We start from the raw sequence: 20,187 nt of genomic DNA, 5'->3' as shown, positions 1-20,187 counted from the left end.
TGTAATAAAGTTCGGAGGGGAATCGTTAGATCCCAGTTCCTTCCCAGCTTAGTTGGATTATCCCTTTGGCGATAAAACCTGCACAGCCAAGGAAAAGTACTAACCACACAATGCGACGACCAAATGGAGGAACATTTCCTTGCTTGAGAACGTCCTTAATTGCCATGCCGATCAAAAAGAAAATCGCGGCAAATAGGAGATCTAAACCAACAGATTCAATGATGTTCATGTAGTCGTAAAGCATGGGAACCTTATATACCAATTTTGCTTGGGCGCACTATATCACTGTTGCGAGATAAAGTTAATGTGCAGTGATTACTCAACTCTCATTTATCTGCATGAAAAAGCGCACTTAAGCGATGAATTTTCGAATTGCTCTCAGCACTTCAGTTGGTTTTTCTGCGTGCAGCCAGTGGCCGGTATTCGCGATGACATGCGCCTTTACATTAGAAAATTGCTGTTGGACCGCAGTTTGGTGCTCAGCCGTGAGGTAGTCAGAATCCCCACCTTTTATTAGTAAGGTTTTGACTGAGGTTTTGTCGATCGGTTCCCAACCAATAATGTGTGGGTAGTTGCTCAGTAACGAAGCGACGTTAAAGCGCCACTCCATAATGCCTTCTTCTGACTTGAACAGTGATTTTGTTAAGAATTGGCGAACACCGTCTATTTCGATATGTTTGGCGAGCACTTTAAGTGCTTCGGCACGAGATCCTGGCTTTTCTTCAATGACCGCTTGAAGGCCTGCGAATACGTTGTCGTGACGGCTTTGGGTGTAAGCGACTGGTGCCATGTCCAATACAATAAGTTTGTGCAGTTCTAGGTGTTGAGTTAGCGCCATGGCGACTTTACCACCCATTGAGTGACCAATGACAGTGACGTCATTCAGCTCAAGATCTTTCAACAGTTGAGCGACATCTTGTGCCATCGCTTGGTAATTATGGGTATCACTGTGGAAGGATTGTCCATGGTTACGAAGATCGATACTCAGTACCTGATGATCGGTTTTTAGATCCCTGGCTAGCAAGCCTAGGTTGTCCAGATTACCGAATAATCCATGGATCAAAACTATGGTGTGACCCTCACCTTCGATTTTATAGTTGAGCTGTACTGACATTTTTATCTTATTCATGGTGGGTTTGACGTAGAGTATCCGCGCGGATCTCGCTATAATCCCCCTGAGTTTAAACATTGAGATTGTGAAAAGCGAATGAAAACAATTGAGGTTGATGAGGACCTATACCGTTTTATTGCGGGTCAGACAGAACGTATTGGCGAAAGCGCTTCAGATATTCTGCGCCGCTTGTTACAGGTTGATAGCCAAGGCATGGCTCCGATCGAAGAGATCGTAGAGCCGAAAGGTATCGTTGTTAGCAAAGAGGTAGGCTTTACTCCAGAGAAGTTCGATGGCGTTAAAGAAATGCGCTCACTACTAATATCAGATGAGTTTGCATCATTAAAGAAAGCCATTGATCGTTTCATGCTAGTGTTATCAACACTGCATAAAATCGACCCTTTAAGCTTTTCAGAAGCAACTCAAGTAAAAGGCCGCAAGCGTGTTTACTTTGCAGACAACGAAGCGACGTTACTAGCAAACGGTAACACGACGAAGCCTAAAGCCATTCCACAAAGTCCTTTTTGGGTTATTACAAATAATAATACTAGCCGTAAAAGACAGATGGTTGAGCAGCTTATGAGCCGCATGAATTTCCAAGCAGAATTGATTGAAAAAGTAACAGGTTCAATTTAACGAAATCTGATTTAAACCTCATAATATCCATGGATAAGAAGATATTATGAGGTTTTTTTGTTTTTAAATTTTATATATATAAGGATGTCGAAAAATGGCTATGCACCCTCGTGCTGGGCAAAAAGCTCAGCAGGAAGATCTTCATAATATTCCGGCTTTAGTGGCTAACTATTTCTTACAGCAACCGGATGCGACTAACCCAGATCACAAGGTACTATTCGGTACTTCAGGTCACCGCGGTACAGCAGACAAATCAACATTTAACGAAAACCACATTTTAGCGATTGCACAAGCAGTGGCTGAGGTGCGTGCTGAGCAGGGTACAACAGGCCCGCTTTTCTTAGGTAAAGATACGCACGCGCTATCTGAACCTGCATTTTCTACGGTAATCGAAGTACTTGTAGCGAACGGTGTTGAAGTTATTATTCAAGAAAACAACGGCTTTACTCCAACACCTGGTATCTCGCATGCGATTCTTACGCACAACCTAGTGAATGACAAAAAAGCCGACGGCATCGTTATCACACCTTCACACAACCCACCTCAAGATGGCGGTATCAAATACAACCCGACACACGGTGGTCCTGCTGAAGCTGAATTGACTCAAGCGATTGAAGACCGTGCGAACGTGATCATTGCTGAGCAAATGCAAGGTGTTAAACGCACTCCTATCGCACAGGCTAAACAGTCTGAGTTAGTGAAAGAAGTTGACCTAGTGGCGCCATACGTTGCTGATTTGGTTAACGTGGTTGATATGGAAGCTATCCAGAAAGCGAACATCAAAATTGGTGTTGATCCACTGGGCGGCAGCGGTATCGATTACTGGCGTCAAATTGGTAAAGCGTACAACCTAGATCTTACTTTGGTAAGTGAAGCGGTTGACCCTTCATTCCAATTCATGTCTCTAGATAAAGATGGCGTGGTTCGTATGGACTGTTCTTCGCCATACGCAATGGCAGGCTTACTTGCGCTTAAAGATGAGTACGCGCTAGCGTTTGGTAACGACCCAGATTACGATCGCCACGGCATCGTTACGCCTAAAGGCCTAATGAACCCTAACCACTTCCTAGCGGTTTGTATCGATTACCTATACCGTAACCGTGAAGGTTGGGGTAAAGAGGTTGCGGTTGGTAAAACTTTGGTATCAAGCGCATTGATCGACCGTGTGGTAGCTGACTTAGGTCGTGAACTTTGTGAAGTACCTGTTGGTTTCAAATGGTTCGTTGATGGCCTTTACAACGGTCAGTTTGGTTTCGGTGGTGAAGAGAGTGCAGGTGCATCTTTCTTACGTAAAGACGGTACGCCTTGGTCAACAGATAAAGATGGCCTAATTCTTTGCCTACTTGCGGCTGAGATCACAGCCGTTACAGGTAAGAACCCACAAGAGTACTACGAAGAGCTAGCTGCTAAGCACGGTGAATCTAAGTACAACCGTATTCAAGCGGTAGCAAATGGCGCGCAAAAAGATGTGCTGAAGAAGCTATCTCCAGAGATGGTCTCTGCTGAAACGCTTGCTGGCGATGCGATTACTGCTCGTTTAACGCATGCTCCTGGTAATGGCGCTGCGATTGGTGGCCTTAAAGTGACCACTGAGAACGGTTGGTTCGCTGCTCGTCCATCAGGCACTGAAGACATCTACAAGATCTACTGTGAAAGCTTTAAAGGTGAAGAGCACCTAAAAGCAATCGAAGCAGAAGCTCAAGAGATTGTTAACCAAGTATTTGCCGCTGCAGGTCTATAATCGAATACGATTCATAGAGTTATAAAGCAAATAATGGAAGGGTTGATGTGAAAGCATCAGCCCTTTTTTATTTTCCTGTGAGTAAGTGGCTAGACTAAGTCAGTTCAATGACGAATGGATTAGCCGTGTGGCCAAGTTTGTGGCATCACAAACCAGAATTGACCAGACTTAGTTTGCCCGTGAACAAAGTGGTCACCAAATTCGGTGATAGGTTCACCGCTGAAATCATCCGTTCCTGCGGCCCATTGCTCTTTGTTTAGAGGATAGAGTGTTTCGGTGATCAAGTGAGCCTGATTTTGATAACACCAAAATCCATTTACTTGGCTTGGGTTCATGCTGTAGCCCAAACATTCTGTAGGTATATTTTGTTCTAGAAATGGGTTGGTATAGAGGCGACCTTGCATCAGAAGATGTTTTGAGTCGACATCGATCTCCGGATACTGCTCAACAAAGGCGTTTGAAGAGGACATACCAAGTTGATGGCAGAGCATCCTATCGAGCTTCTTGTCCAATTGGTCGTGAGAATTGGGACCAAACCATGTTTGCTCATGAAGTAGGTAAAATTTAATTGCCACTTCCCAGTGTTCTAATTTTTGGCTGCTTGTGTCTTCCAAGATAAAGTCGATTGCGCCAAGTGTTCGTCCCTCAACATTAATCTGAATCTCATCGTGCTTGATTGAATAATTATCCGAAGTCATGATGACTTGTTCACATAAGTGTTGGTAGAGAAAGCCTAATCTAGGGTTTCCATCATAAGTATGTGTATCGTCGAGCTTTTGGTGGTTTGAGAACACAGTGAGATCAGAAATGGGCGGCTTGATTTCTAGTAGCGGTGGTGAGCTAATCACCCATTGATAAAAGCGTTGCAGTTCGGTCATCGGTTCCTCGTAAACTTCAGTCATCTGTTCTCTAGAAACAGAGTGGAAGGGCTTTCGACATTCTACCCGTAAATTGATATAACGACGTTATTATAAAGGTAAGCTGGAAATAAAAATGAATAACTTACAATTAGAAAAGCTACTTAACGAAAAACTGCAGCCACAGCAGATTAAAGATTACTGTCCGAATGGCCTTCAAGTCGAAGGTGCTTCTGAAGTCAAGCGTATTGTTACTGGTGTTACGGCTTCGCAAGCTTTGATTAATAAAGCGGTTGAGCTAGAGGCTGACGCTTTGTTGGTTCATCACGGTTTCTTTTGGAAAGGTGAGTCAGAGGCAATTCGTGGCATGAAGGGCAAACGCATTCGCACTCTGATTAAGAATGACATTAACCTTTTGGGTTATCACTTACCTCTCGATATCCATCCTGAACTTGGTAACAACGCCAAACTCGCTGAACTGCTTGATATTGAAGTAGAAGGTGGCTTGGAAGGGCACCCACAATCGGTTGCTATGTTTGGTAGATTAAAGACACCGATGACCGGTGCTGAGTTTGCGGCAAAAATTGATCAAGTACTGAATCGTAAGCCGCTACATATCGCTCCTGAAAACGCAGATAAGATGATTGAAACGGTAGGTTGGTGTACTGGCGGCGGTCAAGATTACATTGAACTTGCAGCCTCTCAAGGTATCGACGCATTTATCTCTGGTGAAATTTCTGAGCGCACAACTTACTCGGCTCGCGAGCAAGACATCCATTATTTTGCTGCAGGTCACCATGCGACAGAACGCTACGGCGTGAAGGCACTAGGTGAGTGGTTAGCAAAAGAGCACGGCTTGGATGTTGAGTTTATCGATATCGATAATCCGGTATAAGAGCAGATGCGAGATGAGGGATACGAGTAAATAGTGTTCGTCATTCCCCAGACTGACGAAGGAGGGAGTAGAGAATTTTTTTGGGCTATCTACTCGTTGAATGAGATCCCCAACTCACTCGTCCCTCGTTCTTGGGGATGACGGCATAGTTTGCTCCTATAGTCATTCCCTAGACTGACGAAGGAAAGAGTATGGAATCTTTTTGGGCTATCTATTCGTTGAATGAGATCCCCAACTCACTCGACCCTCACTCTTAGGTATAACGAGCAACTATAAATTTGTATCTGTCGATGTGATGCGCGAGTCAGAACGTTAAAGGGGGATATCCCGAATCCGTCATTCCCTAGACTGACGAAGGAGGGAGTAGGGAATCTCTTTGGGCTATCTACTCGTTGAATGAGCTCCCCAACTCGCTCATTCCTCGCTCTTAGGTATAACGAGCACCTATAAATTTGTATCCGTCTATGCGACGCGCCAGTCCGAACGCTAAAGGGGGATATCCGAATCCGTCATTCGCTAGACTGACGAAGGAAGGAGTAGGGAATCTCTTTGGGTTATCTATTCGTTGAATGAGATCCCCAACTCACTCGTCCCTCACTCTTAGGTATACGAGCAACTATAAATTTGTATCTGTCGATGTGATGCGCGAGTCAGAACGTTAAAGGGTCATATCCGAATCCGTCATTCCCTAGACTGACGAAGGAGGGAGTAGGGAATCTCTTTGGGCCATCTACTCGTTGAATAAGATCCCCAACTCACTCGTTCCTCGCTCTTGAGGATGACAGTGTTGCGAGCATATAAAAGAAAAGGGTTGATGCGAAAGCATCAACCCTTTTTCACAATCATACTTTAATCGCAATTATTCACGTTCGTGAAGTGCTTTAAAGTCACGTTGCTCTTCACCAGTGTATAGCTGACGAGGACGACCGATACGGTTTGTCGGATCGCTGTGCATTTCGTTCCAGTGTGCAATCCAACCGATAGTACGAGACATCGCGAAGATTACTGTAAACATAGACACTGGAATACCGATCGCTTTCAGAATGATACCTGAGTAGAAGTCTACGTTCGGGTATAGCTTCTTAGACACAAAGTATTCATCAGAAAGAGCGATACGCTCAAGTTCCATTGCTACGTCAAGTAGTGGATCTTGGATGTTTAGCTCTTTAAGTACTTCGTGACACGCTTCGCGCATTACTGTTGCACGTGGATCGTAGTTCTTGTAAACGCGGTGACCGAAGCCCATCAAACGGAATGGGTCATCTTTGTCTTTCGCTTTTGCAACATACTCTTCGATGTTATCTACGCTACCGATCTCTTCAAGCATACGTAGACACGCTTCGTTTGCACCGCCATGAGCTGGGCCCCAAAGTGACGCGATACCAGCTGCGATACACGCAAACGGGTTAGCACCAGATGAACCAGATAGACGTACTGTCGATGTAGAAGCGTTTTGTTCGTGATCAGCGTGTAGAGTGAAAATCTTATCCATTGCGCGAGCAACAATAGGGTTCACTTCGTACTCTTCACATGGGTTTGCGAACATCATGTGTAAGAAGTTTTCTGCGTAGCCTAGGTCGTTACGTGGGTAGATAAACGGCTGACCGATTGAATATTTGTAACACATTGCTGCCAGTGTTGGCATTTTTGAAATTAGGCGGTAAGCCGCAATTTCACGGTGTGTATCGTTGTTGATATCAAGTGAGTCGTGGTAGAACGCTGCTAAAGCGCCTACAACACCACACATTACAGCCATTGGGTGAGCATCACGACGGAAGCCGTGGAAGAAACTAGCAATTTGCTCGTGAACCATAGTGTGACGTGTCACGGTAGTCTTGAACTTTTCGTATTCAGCTCGAGATGGAGCTTCACCGTAAAGAAGTATGTAACATACTTCTAAGTAATCAGCGTTATTGGCAAGTTGGTCAATTGGATAACCACGGTGTAAAAGGATACCTTTACCACCGTCAATAAAAGTGATTTGAGACTCACAAGATGCAGTGGCAAGAAAACCAGGGTCAAAAGTGAAAAAACCATTAGAACCTAGTGTACGAACATCGATCACTGGAGTACCTAGTACACCTTCTGTAATCGGCAGCTCGATTGGCGCTTGACCTTCAATGTGAAGGGTAGCTTTCTTATCCGCCATAACAATCTCCTTTGTTTATTATTTAATCCGTCCAGGATGTTTATGTGCCATTTTTTTACTGGTCTTACGTGGGAAAGTCAATTTTTCTGCAGCTTTGTGTGCACTTGTTAGTGTTTTTTACATTAAATTCGTTAAAAATCTGGTCTGTGTAGCATTATTTGTTACATCAATTGTATTAGAATGTTGCCGACCGTATAGTGGCGATGAAAAATTTGGTTAAAACCTTATAAATGCAAGGCTAAGAAGAAATGTGAGGTGTCTATCTTAATCTTGTTGTTAACAATTATTTTACAATTATCTAAGGCTCAACTTCAGTTATTTGTTAAGTTAATGTTAAATTTTGAAGGTTTGCGATCAAATTTTGTCCATAACAATATCATAAGGTTATTTAATGACCATAATGCTCAATGGAGCTGAGTGAGCAAGCCCGTGAAAGAAAGAAAGACAAGACCTGTTAATTTAGATTTACAGACCATCCACTTTCCGATCACTGCAATAGCTTCCATCCTACACCGTGTGTCTGGGGTGATTACTTTTGTTGCGATTGGAATTTTGCTTTGGTTACTATCCATTTCCCTCTCATCCCCAGTAGGCTTTATGGAAGCTAGCGACATTGTCGACGGTTTCTTCGTGAAGTTTATTCTGTGGGGCATTTTAACCGCTTTGGCTTACCACATTGCTGGTGGTATTCGTCACCTTCTTATGGACTTAGGTCACTTTGAAGAGCTGGAATCTGGCGCGAAGAGCGCTAAGGTTGCATTCGCAGCGACAGCGGTATTGTCTCTACTAGCGGGGATCTTAGTATGGTAAACAACGTTTCGACATTTGGCCGTAATGGCGTTCACGATTTCTTATTGATTCGTGCAACTGCAATCATTATGACGCTATATACAATTTATTTGGTGAGCTTTTGTGCCTTCACCGATATCTCTTACGTATCATGGACTCAGTTCTTTGGTGGAACTTTCACTAAAGTATTTACCATGTTAGCGCTTACTTCGGTTCTTGTTCACGCTTGGATCGGCCTATGGCAAGTGCTAACCGACTACATCAAGTGCGCTAAACTGCGTGTTGGCCTTCAAGTAGGTGTAGTTGCGGTTCTTCTTGGATATTTCTTCTCTGGTCTGTTTATTTTGTGGGGTGCGTAAGTGACTATTCCTGTTCGTGAGTTTGATGCCGTAGTTATCGGCGCTGGTGGTGCAGGTATGCGTGCCGCACTGCAAATTTCAGAGCAAGGCCTATCATGTGCATTGCTTTCTAAAGTTTTCCCAACTCGTTCTCATACCGTATCTGCTCAAGGTGGTATTACGGTTGCGCTAGGTAATGCGCACGAAGATCACTGGGAACAACATATGTATGACACAGTAAAAGGTTCTGATTACATCGGTGACCAAGATGCTATCGAATACATGTGTAAAAATGGCCCAGAATCAGTTATCGAACTAGAAAAGATGGGTCTTCCATTTTCTCGTTTCGACAACGGCACCATTTACCAACGTCCTTTTGGTGGCCAATCGAAAAACTTTGGTGGTGAGCAAGCGGCTCGTACCGCTGCAGCAGCTGACCGTACTGGTCACGCACTGCTACACACGCTTTACCAACAAAATATCAAGCACAAAACAACCGTGTTCTCTGAGTGGTACGCGCTTGATCTTGTGAAGAATGAAGACGGTGCCATTCTTGGTACAACAGCACTTTGCATGGAAACAGGCGAAGTATGCTACTTCAAAGCGAAAGCAACGATCCTAGCGACCGGTGGTGCTGGCCGTATCTACGCATCGACAACTAACGCACACATCAATACTGGTGACGGTGTTGGTATGGCGATTCGTGCTGGCGTTCCAATGCAAGATATCGAAATGTGGCAGTTCCACCCAACGGGTATTGCTGGCGCAGGTGTTCTTGTAACAGAAGGCTGTCGTGGTGAAGGTGGTTACCTTCTAAATAAAGACGGCGAACGTTTCATGGAACGTTACGCTCCAAATGCGAAGGACTTAGCGGGTCGTGACGTTGTTGCTCGTTCAATGATGGTCGAAATCCGTGAAGGTCGTGGTTGTGACGGTCCTTGGGGTCCACATATCAAGCTGAAACTGGACCACCTAGGTAAAGAGACACTTGAATCTCGTCTACCAGGTGTATGTGAACTGTCTCGTACATTCGCACACGTTGATCCAGTAAAAGAGCCAATCCCAGTAATCCCAACGTGTCACTACATGATGGGTGGTGTACCGACACAAGTTTCTGGCCAAGCGATTAAGCAGGGTACAGATGGTAGCGATGTAGAAGTACAAGGTCTATTCGCTTGTGGTGAGATTGCTTCAGTATCCGTACACGGTGCTAACCGTCTAGGTGGTAACTCACTGCTTGATTTGGTTGTATTCGGTCGTGCTACAGGTCTACACCTAGGTGAGACTCTGAAGAAGCAAGCTGATGCTAAACCTGCAACGGAAGAAGATATCGCTCGTTCTCTAGAGCGCTACAACCGTTGGGAAAACAGCACAGACGGCGAAGATCCAGCGCAGATCCGTAAAGATCTACAGCAATGTATGCAGAACAACTTCTCTGTATTCCGCGAAGGTCAAGCAATGGCTGACGGCCTAGAAGAGCTTAAAGCAATTCGCGAGCGTCTGAAGAATGCACACCTTTCAGACAAGTCTACTGAGTTCAACACGCAGCGTATTGAGTGTCTAGAGCTTGAAAACCTAATGGAAACAGCTTACGCGACGGCTGTAGCGGCAAACTACCGCACAGAGAGTCGTGGTGCACATGCTCGTTTTGACTTCCCTGATCGTGATGATGAGCAATGGCTATGCCACACGCTTTACAATCCTGAGTCAGAAAGCATGACTAAGCGTAACGTAAACATGGAACCTATCCATCGTGAAGCGTTCCCGCCAAAAGCACGTACGTACTAAGGAGACATGACCATGAAACTGAATTTCTCTTTATACCGTTACAATCCAGATGTCGACCAAAAGCCTTACATGAAGGAATACACCTTAGAGGTGGATGAAGGTTCAGACATGATGCTTCTGGATGCGCTTATTCTACTGAAAGAACAAGATCCAACAATCGCATTCCGCCGCTCATGCCGTGAGGGTGTATGTGGTTCGGATGGTCTGAACATGAACGGTAAAAACGGTCTAGCGTGTATCACGCCTCTATCTGCGCTGAAAGGCGATAAGATCGTGATTCGCCCGCTGCCAGGTTTACCTGTTGTTCGTGACCTGATTGTTGATATGACTCAGTTCTACGATAACTACGAAAAAGTAAAACCATTCCTAGTGTCTGATGGCAATGTACCACCGGCACGTGAAAACTTACAAAGCCCTGATGAGCGTGCTCATTTAGATGGACTGTACGAATGTATCATGTGTGCATGTTGTACAACGTCATGCCCATCGTTCTGGTGGAACCCTGACAAGTTCATCGGACCAGCAGGCCTACTTGCCGCGTACCGTTGGCTAATTGATAGCCGAGATACAGCGACAGATGAACGTTTGTCTGATCTTGATGATGCATTTAGCGTTTTTCGTTGCCATGGCATCATGAATTGTGTAAGTGTTTGTCCTAAGGGATTAAATCCGACGAAAGCGATTGGTCACATCAAGACCATGTTAGTGAATCGTTCGGTTTAAGTTATAAAAAAATTGCCGCCCTAGAAGTTTTGGGGCGGCCTTTTAATAGCTCGGCATAGACCGCAGCAAACGTGAAAACTACTGGTTAAGGGAAAATATGCACAACGGCGTGATGAAGGCATGGCTCGAGTCTTCACACTTGGCTGGCGCCAATGCAACGTACGTAGAAGAACTCTATGAACTGTATCTAAGTGACCCCGATTCGGTAAGTGACGAATGGAGAAGTGTTTTTGAAGAATTGCCTGTGCAAGCTTCAGAAGCGGTGGAACAACCACATTCTCGTGTTCGTGAATACTTCCGTCGACTCGCTCAAGAAACAAAGCATTACAGTGTCCAAGTTAGTGATCCAGATGTCGATGCGAAACAAGTAAAAGTTCTGCAACTGATTAATGCTTATCGATTCCGAGGGCATCAAGCAGCAAATCTAGACCCCCTAGGTTTATGGAAGAGAGCGACAGTTGATGAACTGGACCCTTCTTTCCACACTCTTACCGAAGAAGACCTCAATGAGACGTTTAACGTCGGCTCTTACGCGATTGGCCAAGAGACGATGGTGCTTAAAGATTTACACAAATCTCTAAAGCAAACCTATTGTGGTTCAATTGGTGCTGAATACATGCACATGACTAATACAGAGCAAAAACGTTGGATTCAACAACGTTTAGAGTCTGTGTCTGGTCAACCCTCTTTCAACAAAGAAGAAAAGCAAGCTTTCCTAGAAGAGCTAACCGCTGCTGAAGGTCTTGAGCGCTATCTTGGTGCGAAATTCCCAGGCGCGAAACGTTTCTCGTTGGAAGGTGGTGATGCACTTATCCCAATGACGAAAGAGATCATTCGTCATGCTGGTGGACAAGGCATGCGTGAAGTCGTTGTTGGTATGGCTCACCGTGGTCGTCTAAACATGTTGGTTAACGTGCTTGGTAAAAAACCGCAAGACCTGTTTGACGAGTTCGCGGGTAAGCACGACGAAACGTGGGGTACTGGTGATGTTAAATACCACCAAGGTTTCTCTGCGGATTTCGCGACACCAGGTGGCAACGTTCACTTAGCACTAGCATTTAACCCATCACACTTAGAAATCGTAAACCCAGTGGTTATCGGTTCAGTACGTGCACGTCAAGATCGCCTAGGTGATACTGATGGTAGCCGTGTACTGCCAATCACTATTCACGGTGACTCAGCAATCGCTGGTCAGGGTGTTGTGCAAGAGACGTTTAACATGTCTCAAGCTCGTGGTTTCTGTGTAGGTGGTACGGTTCGTATCGTTGTAAATAACCAAGTTGGTTTTACAACGTCTAACCCTCGCGACACACGCTCTACGATGTACTGTACCGATATCGCTAAGATGGTACAGGCTCCGATTTTCCACGTTAATGCTGATGATCCAGAAGCGGTTGCTTTTGTTGTTCGCTTAGCACTGGATTACCGTAATACTTTCAAACGTGATGTTGTTATCGACCTAGTTTGTTACCGTCGCCACGGTCACAACGAAGCCGATGAGCCGAACGCAACTCAGCCTTTGATGTACCAAAAAATCAAGAAGCACCCAACACCACGTAAGCTTTACGCTGACGTGCTAATGGAGCGCGGTGAGTTTGGTATTGATACGGCAACTCAGCTGGTTAACGAATATCGTGACGCACTTGATCACGGTGAAGTTGTGGTTAAAGAGTGGCGCCCAATGGCACTTCACTCTGTAGACTGGTCTCCTTACCTAGGTCACGACTGGAATATTGATTGGGACAACAAAGTTGATATTGAGCGTCTAAAAGACCTTGGTACTAAGATTTGCCAATACCCAGAGAGCCACAAACTGCAAAGCCGAGTAAATAAACTGTACAACGATCGTACTGCCATGGTGAATGGTGAGAAACAAGTCGATTGGGGTATGGCTGAAACTCTGGCGTACGCAACACTTGTTGACGATGGCAAGCGTATTCGTATCTCTGGCCAAGATTCAGGCCGTGGTACCTTCTTCCACCGTCACTCAGTACTGCACAACCAATCAGATGCAAGCACGTATGTTCCTCTTGCGAACATTCATGATAAGCAGGGTCCATTCCAAGTATTTGACTCGGTATTGTCTGAAGAAGCAGTGTTAGCGTTCGAGTATGGTTACGCAACAGCAGAGCCAAGCGGTCTAACCCTTTGGGAAGCACAATTTGGTGATTTCGCAAACGGTGCGCAAGTGGTTATCGACCAATTTATTTCGTCAGGTGAGCAAAAGTGGGCACGTCTATGTGGCTTGACTATGCTGCTTCCTCACGGCTATGAAGGCCAAGGCCCAGAGCACTCTTCTGCGCGTCTTGAGCGTTACCTTCAATTGTGTGCTGAACAAAACATGCAGGTTGTTGTTCCTTCAACACCAGCTCAGGTTTACCACATGATTCGTCGTCAGGTAGTTCGACCAATGCGTCGTCCTCTGATTGTAATGTCACCTAAGTCATTGCTTCGTCACCCGCTGTGTACGTCTTCTCTAGAAGACCTAGCAGAAGGTACGTTCCAACCAGCTATCGCAGAGATTGACGATATCGCTCCTGAGAACGTAAAACGCGTCGTATTCTGTTCAGGTAAGGTTTACTTCGACCTACTTGACCAAAGACGTAAGAACGAGCAAGACGACGTTGCTATTGTTCGTATTGAGCAGCTATACCCATTCCCTTACGAGGATGTTCGCGCTGCAATTGCACAATACACAAATGTCGTTGATTACGTTTGGTGTCAAGAAGAGCCTCAGAACCAAGGTGCTTGGTACAGCAGCCAACACAACTTCCGAGCTGCTATCCCAGTAGGCGCTGATATTCAATACGCAGGTCGTCCTGCATCAGCATCACCAGCTGTAGGCTATATGTCGGTACACTTGAAACAACAAAAAGCGTTAGTAGATGACGCTCTGACCCTACCAAAGAACTAGAAGTAAAAGGAAAATACAGACATGACAATTGAAATTCTGGTTCCAGATTTACCTGAATCTGTGGCTGATGCAACAGTTGCGACTTGGCACAAAAAACCAGGCGAAGCGGTTGCACGTGATGAAGTCATTGTAGATATCGAAACAGACAAAGTAGTTCTAGAAGTACCTGCGCCTGAAGCGGGTGTTCTGGAAGCTATCATCGAAGACGAGGGTGCTACGGTACTTTCTAAGCAGCTTATCGCTAAGTTGAAGCCTGGCGCGGTTGCAGGTGAACCAACAACAGATACCACTGAAGACACAGAAGCATCTCCTGACAAACGCCATAAAGCAGCGCTTACAGAAGAGAGCAACGACGCACTGAGCCCAGCTGTTCGTCGTCTTCTAGCTGAACACAACCTACAACCAGCTGACGTGAAAGGCACTGGTGTTGGTGGTCGTATTACTCGTGAAGACATCGACGCACACCTAGCGGCAGCGAAAGCGGCGCCGGCAGCAGCTGCACCAGCGGTTGAAGCGCCAGCGGCAGCTCGTAGCCAGAAGCGCGTACCTATGACTCGCCTACGTAAGACAGTAGCTAACCGACTTCTAGAAGCGAAGAACAGCACAGCAATGCTAACGACTTTCAACGAAGTAAACATGAAGCCAATCATGGACCTTCGTAAGCAGTACAAAGACCAATTCGAGAAGCGTCACGATACGCGTCTTGGCTTCATGTCTTTCTACGTGAAAGCGGTAACTGAAGCGCTTAAGCGTTACCCAGAAGTAAACGCATCTATCGATGGTGATGATATCGTTTACCACAACTACTTCGACATCAGCATGGCGGTATCTACGCCACGTGGTCTAGTGACTCCAGTACTGAAAGACTGTGACACGCTAGGTTTCGCTGACATCGAAAAAGGCATCAAAGAGTTAGCGATCAAAGGCCGTGACGGCAAGCTAACTGTTGATGAGCTAATGGGTGGTAACTTCACTATCACAAACGGTGGTGTATTCGGCTCTCTAATGTCTACGCCAATTATCAACCCACCACAAGCGGCTATCTTGGGTATGCACAAAATCCAAGAACGTCCAATGGCAGTTGATGGCAAAGTAGAAATTCTACCAATGATGTACCTAGCGCTTTCTTACGACCACCGTCTAATCGATGGCCGTGAATCAGTTGGCTTCCTAGTGACCATCAAAGAGCTACTAGAAGATCCTGCACGTCTGCTATTAGACGTTTAGTATCGCTAAAACGTCTAGTTAGCCCTGTTAGCTAGACGTAAAAAGTTTCAAAGGCTAGGCTGCTCAACGTCTGGCCTTCACTTGAACTGCCAAGCCATTACAAAATGGACAGCAGTTGATTTGAGAAGACCCTACAGACGTAACACAGGAAACTGTGTCGTTATGGAAATAATAATCCCTTAAGGGAAAATAAACGGAATATCAAAATGAATTTGCATGAATACCAAGCCAAACAGCTGTTTGCAGAATTCGGTTTGCCTGTACCAGAAGGTTTCGCATGTGATACTGCACAAGAAGCTTTCGAAGCTGCTGGCCGTATCTCAACTGAGAAAAAAGTCGTTAAGTGTCAAGTACACGCTGGTGGCCGCGGTAAAGCGGGTGGCGTAGAGCTACACGACACAAAAGAAGGCGTTAAAGAGTTTGCACAAAAGTGGCTAGGTAAAAACCTAGTGACTTACCAAACAGACGCTAATGGTCAGCCTGTAACTAAGATCCTAGTTGAAGAAGCGTCAAACATCGCTAACGAACTTTACCTAGGTGCTGTTGTTGACCGCGCAACTCGTAAAATTGTATTCATGGCGTCAACTGAAGGCGGTGTGGACATCGAGAAAATCGCTGAAGAAACTCCAGAGTTGATTCACCAATCTGCGATCGATCCTCTAGTAGGCCCTCAAGCTTACCAAGGCCGTGAACTAGCATTCAAACTTGGTCTAGTTGGCGACCAAATCAAACAGTTCGTTAAGATCTTCATGGGTCTTGGTGAAATGTTCGCTCAGTACGATCTAGCTCTACTGGAAATTAACCCACTTGTTATCACTGGTGAAGGCAACCTTCTTTGTCTAGACGGCAAGATCAACATCGACTCAAACGCGATGTACCGTCAACCTAAACTGCGTGAAATGCACGATCCATCTCAAGAAGATGAGCGCGAAGCACACGCAGCACAGTGGGAACTAAACTACGTAGCACTAGATGGTAACGTTGGCTGTATGGTTAACGGTGCAGGCCTTGCGATGGGTACGATGGATATCGTTAACCTACACGGCGGCAAACCAGCAAACTTCCTTGATGTAGGCGGCGGCGCAACTAAAGAGCGTGTAGCTGAAGCATTCAAGATCATCCTTTCTGATGACAATGTTAGCGCAGTACTAGTAAACATCTTCGGTGGCATCGTACGTTGTGACATGATCGCTGAAGGTATTATCGGTGCGGTTAAAGAAGTAGGCGTAACAGTACCTGTTGTTGTTCGTCTAGAAGGTACAAACGCAGACCTAGGTCGCGAAGTACTTGCTAATTCTGACGTTGATATCATTGCAGCTGAATCTCTAACAGATGCTGCTCAGAAAGTTGTTGCTGCTGCGGAGGCGAAATAATGTCTGTATTAATTAACAAAGACACTAAAGTAATCTGTCAGGGTTTCACTGGCGGTCAAGGTACATTCCACTCAGAGCAAGCTATCGCATACGGTACGCAAATGGTTGGTGGTGTATCTCCTGGTAAAGGTGGTCAAACTCACCTTGGTCTTCCAGTATTCAACACTGTACGCGAAGCAGTAGAAGTAACAGGCGCAACAGCAACGGTTATCTACGTACCAGCACCTTTCTGTAAAGACGCAATCCTAGAAGCGATTGATGCAGGTATCGAACTGATCGTAACGATCACTGAAGGTATCCCAACAACAGACATGATCGACGTTAAAGTGAAGCTAGAAGAAACTGGCGTTCGCATGATCGGTCCTAACTGTCCAGGTCTTATCACTCCAGACGAGTGTAAGATTGGTATCATGCCTGGTCACATCCACAAGAAAGGTAAAGTAGGTATCGTATCTCGTTCAGGTACTCTTACTTACGAAGCAGTTAAACAAACAACAGATGAAGGCTTCGGTCAGTCTACATGTGTTGGTATCGGTGGTGACCCAATCCCTGGTTCAAACTTCATTGATATCCTAAAACTGTTCCAAGAAGACCCTGAGACTGAAGCAATCGTAATGATTGGTGAGATCGGTGGTACTGCGGAAGAAGAAGCGGCAGCGTTCATTAAAGCGAACGTAACTAAGCCAGTTGTTTCTTACATTGCAGGTGTTACAGCTCCTCCAGGTAAACGTATGGGCCACGCTGGCGCAATCATCTCTGGCGGTAAAGGTACTGCTGAAGACAAATTCGCAGCACTAGAAGCAGCAGGCGTTAAGACAGTTAAGTCTCTTGCTGACATCGGTAAAGGTTTACGTGAGATTACTGGTTGGTAATCAGCGCGTTAAGCGATGAATAATAGAAAGGCTTGGTCGATGACCAAGCCTTTTTTGTATGCTTTCAATGATACGAGATACGAGATACGAGATACGAGATACGAGATACGAACCGTATGACTACGCTCGGGTTTTCACCATCTGAGATAACATAAACATTGCAGCAGCACTGATCACAACAGATGGGCCTGCTGGTGTGTCGTAGAACCAAGATAGGCTCAACCCACCACATACTGCGATAGAGCCAATAATCGAAGCGAGCAACGTCATTTGTTCAGGTGTACTTGAGAACTTTCTTGCTGTTGCAGCAGGGATAATCAGCAGTGATGTCATGATCAACGCCCCAACAAACTTCATACCAACCGCAATCACGATGCCGACCAGTAGCATTAGAATCAGGCGCATTAAATCAATGTTGATGCCATCAACCGCCGCAAGATCTTCGTTCACTGTTGTTGATAGCAGTGGCCGCCAGAAGATAGCCAACACTAAACCAATAACACTAGCGCCTGCATAGATGAACACTAAATCAGTGGGAGAAACGGCAAGCAGGTCACCGAATAGGTAACTCATTAGATCAACACGAACGTTATCTAAGAAGCTAACAGCAACCAAGCCGAGCGAGAGTGCACTGTGGGCTAATATGCCGAGCAACGTATCGGTCGCGACCAGCTTTTGCTTTTGTAAGGTCACGAGTAATACAGCCAACATTAAGCAGCAAATCAGCAGCGCGAAGTACAAGTTAATATTGAACAGGAAACCAAGCGCTAAACCCATTAAAGAGGCGTGAGCCAATGTGTCGCCAAAGTACGCCATCTTACGCCACACTACGAACGACCCCAGTGGACCAGCAATAAGCGCGATGCCTAAGCCTGCGAGGATAGAAGGTAAAAGAAACTCAAGCATTAGTGGTGATGTCCGTGTTTATGGTTAGAACAGTCGTGCACATCTCCAGATACAGGTTGGCCTGCTAAGTCATGGTGATGATGGTCATGTTGGTGATGATAGAACGCCAAACTTTCTTGAACCGCAGTACCAAATAGAGCGATATAAGAAGGATGATGCTTAATATCAGCGGGTGCACCAGAGCAGCAGATGTGGTGGTGTAAACAGATCACGTCGTCTGTTTTTGCCATCACTAAATGTAAGTCGTGTGAAACCATAAAGACTGCACAGCCAAAGCGGTGACGAATAGAATCAATCAGTTCGTAGAGATCGATTTGACCTTGTACATCTACGCCTTGTGCAGGTTCATCAAGAACCAATAGGTCTGGCCTTCTCAAGAGAGAACGAGCAATTAGTACGCGTTGGTTTTCACCACCTGATAGCTGATGCATGTTGCTTTTCATCAGATGCTCAGCGCCAACGAGTTTTAGAGCTTCCAAGATCTCTTGTTTACTGAATCTACCGGTGAGCTTAAGGAAACGCTCTACATTGAGAGGCAGAGAATCATTCAGCTTTAGCTTTTGAGGAACATAACCAATTTTTAGTTTTTTTGATTTGGTAATCTTTCCAGAGTATTTGTGTTGGAGCCCAAGTAGTACTTTTACTAGGGTTGATTTTCCCGCACCGTTTGGCCCAATTAGGGTAGTGATTCTGCCACGCTCTAAATTTAGAGAGATATTGTCTAGGACTTTTCGACCGTCAAACTCGACGCTCACAGAATCTAGTTGGATTAAGTTATCCATGAATAGAACTCATTTGCAATTCGCTAATGTTATAATGTAACATTTACCTCAAGCCTAAGCTACTTTTCTATTATCGAGGAATTATGTCACGTTCATCTTATATACTTGCTACTTTGCTTTTAGCGCCAAGTGTTGCAAGTGCTAATACCATTCTAACAAGCTTCAAACCAATTCAAATGATTGTGACAGAATTAACGCAAGGCGTTAGTGAACCGGATGTGTTGATGAACAGCAATGCTTCGCCGCACGATTATGCGCTTAAACCGTCTGATGTCAAAAAAGTTCACGGTGCAGACATGGTTGTTTGGTTTGGTCCTGATTTAGAAGCGTTTCTGACTAAGGTGATTGAATCGAATGATAACGTTATCGAAATCGGTAAAATCCCTGGTATCAACTTACGAGAGTTCGGCCACGATGAGCATGACCATGACGCGCATGAAGGTCACCACCACGGCAGCCACGACCCGCATTTTTGGTTGGGGATCGATCAGGTTGCAGTTGCTGCGAAATACATTTCAGACAAGCTCATTGAAACTGACCCAGACAATGCAATGGCATATCAAGAAAATCTCGATTCATTCCTGATTGCATTGAAAGAGAAGCAGCAGTCTATTCGTGAGCAACTTGCTCCGGTGAAAGACAAAGGCTACTACGTTTTCCACGATGCATATGGTTACTATGAAGAAGAATTTGGCCTAAATAACTTGGGTCATTTCACCGTGAGCCCAGAGCGTAAACCGGGTGCAAAAAGCTTGATTGCGATTAAGAAAACGATAGTACGTGAAAACGTTCAATGTGTATTTTCTGAGCCTCAATTTACACCGGCTGTAATTGAATCAGTGACTCGTGGAAGTAATGCGAAACAAGGTCAATTGGACCCAATAGGTTCTACAGTTGAAGTAAAGAGTGGAAGTTATTTCGATTTTCTTCAGCAACTTACCGATAGTTACACAAGCTGCCTAAACGCAAAGTAATCAATAGTGAGTAACCTTTACTCCACTTTGCTCTCGATATGATTATAAATAATGCCGCTTTTTGCGGCATTTTCGTGACCGCTAAGATAAAACCTTTCAACAAACAATAAAC

General features: G+C 45.2%; 18 protein-coding genes. 12 read left to right on the top strand and 6 right to left on the bottom strand.

Features of this window, described 5'->3' with window-relative positions:
• Positions 1-25 precede the first annotated feature (25 nt).
• The gene (locus F0251_RS14655) at positions 26-244 is read right to left on the bottom strand and encodes a DUF2788 domain-containing protein (RefSeq protein ID WP_004737900.1); all 219 of its coding nucleotides are present in this window, start codon (positions 242-244) and stop codon (positions 26-28) included.
• Positions 245-352: 108 nt separating this feature from the next.
• Complete coding sequence (locus F0251_RS14650; protein WP_061034160.1) at positions 353-1,114, bottom strand: alpha/beta fold hydrolase; 762 nt, start codon at positions 1,112-1,114, stop codon at positions 353-355.
• 93 nt (positions 1,115-1,207) lie between these two features.
• Between F0251_RS14650 and seqA the strand changes: the two genes are divergently transcribed.
• Together seqA and pgm are read left to right on the top strand one after the other, a co-directional pair.
• Positions 1,208-1,747: a replication initiation negative regulator SeqA gene (gene seqA / locus F0251_RS14645; protein ID WP_017061953.1), complete on the top strand. Its 540-nt coding sequence runs from the start codon at positions 1,208-1,210 to the stop codon at positions 1,745-1,747.
• A 94-nt stretch (positions 1,748-1,841) separates the two neighbouring features.
• Positions 1,842-3,488: a phosphoglucomutase (alpha-D-glucose-1,6-bisphosphate-dependent) gene (pgm, locus tag F0251_RS14640; protein WP_061034159.1), complete on the top strand. Its 1,647-nt coding sequence runs from the start codon at positions 1,842-1,844 to the stop codon at positions 3,486-3,488.
• 119 nt (positions 3,489-3,607) lie between these two features.
• Here the strand turns inward: pgm and F0251_RS14635 are convergent, their stop codons facing one another.
• Complete coding sequence (locus tag F0251_RS14635; protein WP_171731255.1) at positions 3,608-4,366, bottom strand: DUF1853 family protein; 759 nt, start codon at positions 4,364-4,366, stop codon at positions 3,608-3,610.
• Positions 4,367-4,481: 115 nt separating this feature from the next.
• Between F0251_RS14635 and F0251_RS14630 the strand changes: the two genes are divergently transcribed.
• Complete coding sequence (locus tag F0251_RS14630) at positions 4,482-5,240, top strand: Nif3-like dinuclear metal center hexameric protein (RefSeq protein ID WP_061034158.1); 759 nt, start codon at positions 4,482-4,484, stop codon at positions 5,238-5,240.
• Positions 5,241-6,099: 859 nt separating this feature from the next.
• Here F0251_RS14630 and F0251_RS14625 read toward each other — a convergent pair.
• The gene (locus tag F0251_RS14625; RefSeq protein ID WP_061034157.1) at positions 6,100-7,389 is read right to left on the bottom strand and encodes a citrate synthase; all 1,290 of its coding nucleotides are present in this window, start codon (positions 7,387-7,389) and stop codon (positions 6,100-6,102) included.
• A 417-nt stretch (positions 7,390-7,806) separates the two neighbouring features.
• On the opposite strand from F0251_RS14625, the gene sdhC reads away from it, so the two are divergent.
• The 8 genes from sdhC (at position 7,807) to sucD (ending at position 17,413) form a co-directional block, all read left to right on the top strand.
• Positions 7,807-8,199: a succinate dehydrogenase cytochrome b556 subunit gene (sdhC, locus tag F0251_RS14620; protein ID WP_019820486.1), complete on the top strand. Its 393-nt coding sequence runs from the start codon at positions 7,807-7,809 to the stop codon at positions 8,197-8,199.
• Positions 8,193-8,537 carry a succinate dehydrogenase, hydrophobic membrane anchor protein gene (gene sdhD / locus F0251_RS14615; protein ID WP_004737911.1) on the top strand — a complete coding sequence of 115 codons (345 nt, stop codon included), beginning with the start codon at positions 8,193-8,195 and terminating at the stop codon, positions 8,535-8,537. Before sdhC ends, sdhD begins: the two co-directional genes overlap by 7 nt.
• Positions 8,538-10,304, top strand: a complete 1,767-nt coding sequence (gene sdhA / locus F0251_RS14610; RefSeq protein ID WP_008221172.1) for a succinate dehydrogenase flavoprotein subunit — start codon at positions 8,538-8,540, stop codon at positions 10,302-10,304.
• Positions 10,305-10,316: 12 nt separating this feature from the next.
• Positions 10,317-11,027: a succinate dehydrogenase iron-sulfur subunit gene (locus F0251_RS14605; RefSeq protein WP_008221173.1), complete on the top strand. Its 711-nt coding sequence runs from the start codon at positions 10,317-10,319 to the stop codon at positions 11,025-11,027.
• Between the two features lie 97 nt (positions 11,028-11,124).
• A complete protein-coding gene (sucA, locus tag F0251_RS14600) occupies positions 11,125-13,941 on the top strand; it encodes a 2-oxoglutarate dehydrogenase E1 component (RefSeq protein ID WP_171731242.1) in 2,817 nt (938 codons plus the stop codon).
• A gap of 21 nt (positions 13,942-13,962) precedes the next feature.
• Complete coding sequence (gene odhB / locus F0251_RS14595; RefSeq protein WP_061034156.1) at positions 13,963-15,168, top strand: 2-oxoglutarate dehydrogenase complex dihydrolipoyllysine-residue succinyltransferase; 1,206 nt, start codon at positions 13,963-13,965, stop codon at positions 15,166-15,168.
• Between the two features lie 206 nt (positions 15,169-15,374).
• A complete protein-coding gene (sucC, locus tag F0251_RS14590) occupies positions 15,375-16,541 on the top strand; it encodes an ADP-forming succinate--CoA ligase subunit beta (protein ID WP_004737918.1) in 1,167 nt (388 codons plus the stop codon).
• Positions 16,541-17,413 (top strand): succinate--CoA ligase subunit alpha, encoded by an 873-nt coding sequence (gene sucD, locus F0251_RS14585; protein ID WP_061034155.1) that lies wholly within the window; start codon positions 16,541-16,543, stop codon positions 17,411-17,413. The genes sucC and sucD overlap by 1 nt, the downstream gene beginning before the upstream one ends.
• A gap of 120 nt (positions 17,414-17,533) precedes the next feature.
• Here the strand turns inward: sucD and znuB are convergent, their stop codons facing one another.
• Both znuB and znuC read right to left on the bottom strand, forming a co-directional pair.
• Positions 17,534-18,319, bottom strand: a complete 786-nt coding sequence (gene znuB / locus F0251_RS14580; RefSeq protein WP_171731241.1) for a zinc ABC transporter permease subunit ZnuB — start codon at positions 18,317-18,319, stop codon at positions 17,534-17,536.
• The gene (gene znuC / locus F0251_RS14575) at positions 18,319-19,101 is read right to left on the bottom strand and encodes a zinc ABC transporter ATP-binding protein ZnuC (protein ID WP_061034153.1); all 783 of its coding nucleotides are present in this window, start codon (positions 19,099-19,101) and stop codon (positions 18,319-18,321) included. The genes znuB and znuC overlap by 1 nt, the downstream gene beginning before the upstream one ends.
• Before the next feature lie 83 nt (positions 19,102-19,184).
• On the opposite strand from znuC, the gene znuA reads away from it, so the two are divergent.
• The gene (znuA, locus tag F0251_RS14570) at positions 19,185-20,075 is read left to right on the top strand and encodes a zinc ABC transporter substrate-binding protein ZnuA (protein WP_171731240.1); all 891 of its coding nucleotides are present in this window, start codon (positions 19,185-19,187) and stop codon (positions 20,073-20,075) included.
• Positions 20,076-20,187 lie beyond the last annotated feature (112 nt).

This window comes from Vibrio sp. 070316B, assembly GCF_013114115.1.
Taxonomy (GTDB): domain Bacteria; phylum Pseudomonadota; class Gammaproteobacteria; order Enterobacterales; family Vibrionaceae; genus Vibrio; species Vibrio chagasii_B.
The sequence above is the reverse complement of the archived record's forward strand: the minus strand, read 5'-3'. Positions and strand labels throughout refer to the sequence as shown.

Coding starts and splice junctions, on each gene's coding strand:
- F0251_RS14655 (WP_004737900.1), bottom strand. CDS start 244: ATGCTTTACGACTACATGAACATCATTGAATCTGTTGGTTTAGATCTC.
- F0251_RS14650 (WP_061034160.1), bottom strand. CDS start 1,114: ATGTCAGTACAGCTCAACTATAAAATCGAAGGTGAGGGTCACACCATA.
- seqA (WP_017061953.1), top strand. CDS start 1,208: ATGAAAACAATTGAGGTTGATGAGGACCTATACCGTTTTATTGCGGGT.
- pgm (WP_061034159.1), top strand. CDS start 1,842: ATGGCTATGCACCCTCGTGCTGGGCAAAAAGCTCAGCAGGAAGATCTT.
- F0251_RS14635 (WP_171731255.1), bottom strand. CDS start 4,366: ATGACCGAACTGCAACGCTTTTATCAATGGGTGATTAGCTCACCACCG.
- F0251_RS14630 (WP_061034158.1), top strand. CDS start 4,482: ATGAATAACTTACAATTAGAAAAGCTACTTAACGAAAAACTGCAGCCA.
- F0251_RS14625 (WP_061034157.1), bottom strand. CDS start 7,389: ATGGCGGATAAGAAAGCTACCCTTCACATTGAAGGTCAAGCGCCAATC.
- sdhD (WP_004737911.1), top strand. CDS start 8,193: ATGGTAAACAACGTTTCGACATTTGGCCGTAATGGCGTTCACGATTTC.
- F0251_RS14605 (WP_008221173.1), top strand. CDS start 10,317: ATGAAACTGAATTTCTCTTTATACCGTTACAATCCAGATGTCGACCAA.
- sucA (WP_171731242.1), top strand. CDS start 11,125: ATGCACAACGGCGTGATGAAGGCATGGCTCGAGTCTTCACACTTGGCT.
- odhB (WP_061034156.1), top strand. CDS start 13,963: ATGACAATTGAAATTCTGGTTCCAGATTTACCTGAATCTGTGGCTGAT.
- sucC (WP_004737918.1), top strand. CDS start 15,375: ATGAATTTGCATGAATACCAAGCCAAACAGCTGTTTGCAGAATTCGGT.
- sucD (WP_061034155.1), top strand. CDS start 16,541: ATGTCTGTATTAATTAACAAAGACACTAAAGTAATCTGTCAGGGTTTC.
- znuB (WP_171731241.1), bottom strand. CDS start 18,319: ATGCTTGAGTTTCTTTTACCTTCTATCCTCGCAGGCTTAGGCATCGCG.
- znuC (WP_061034153.1), bottom strand. CDS start 19,101: ATGGATAACTTAATCCAACTAGATTCTGTGAGCGTCGAGTTTGACGGT.
- znuA (WP_171731240.1), top strand. CDS start 19,185: ATGTCACGTTCATCTTATATACTTGCTACTTTGCTTTTAGCGCCAAGT.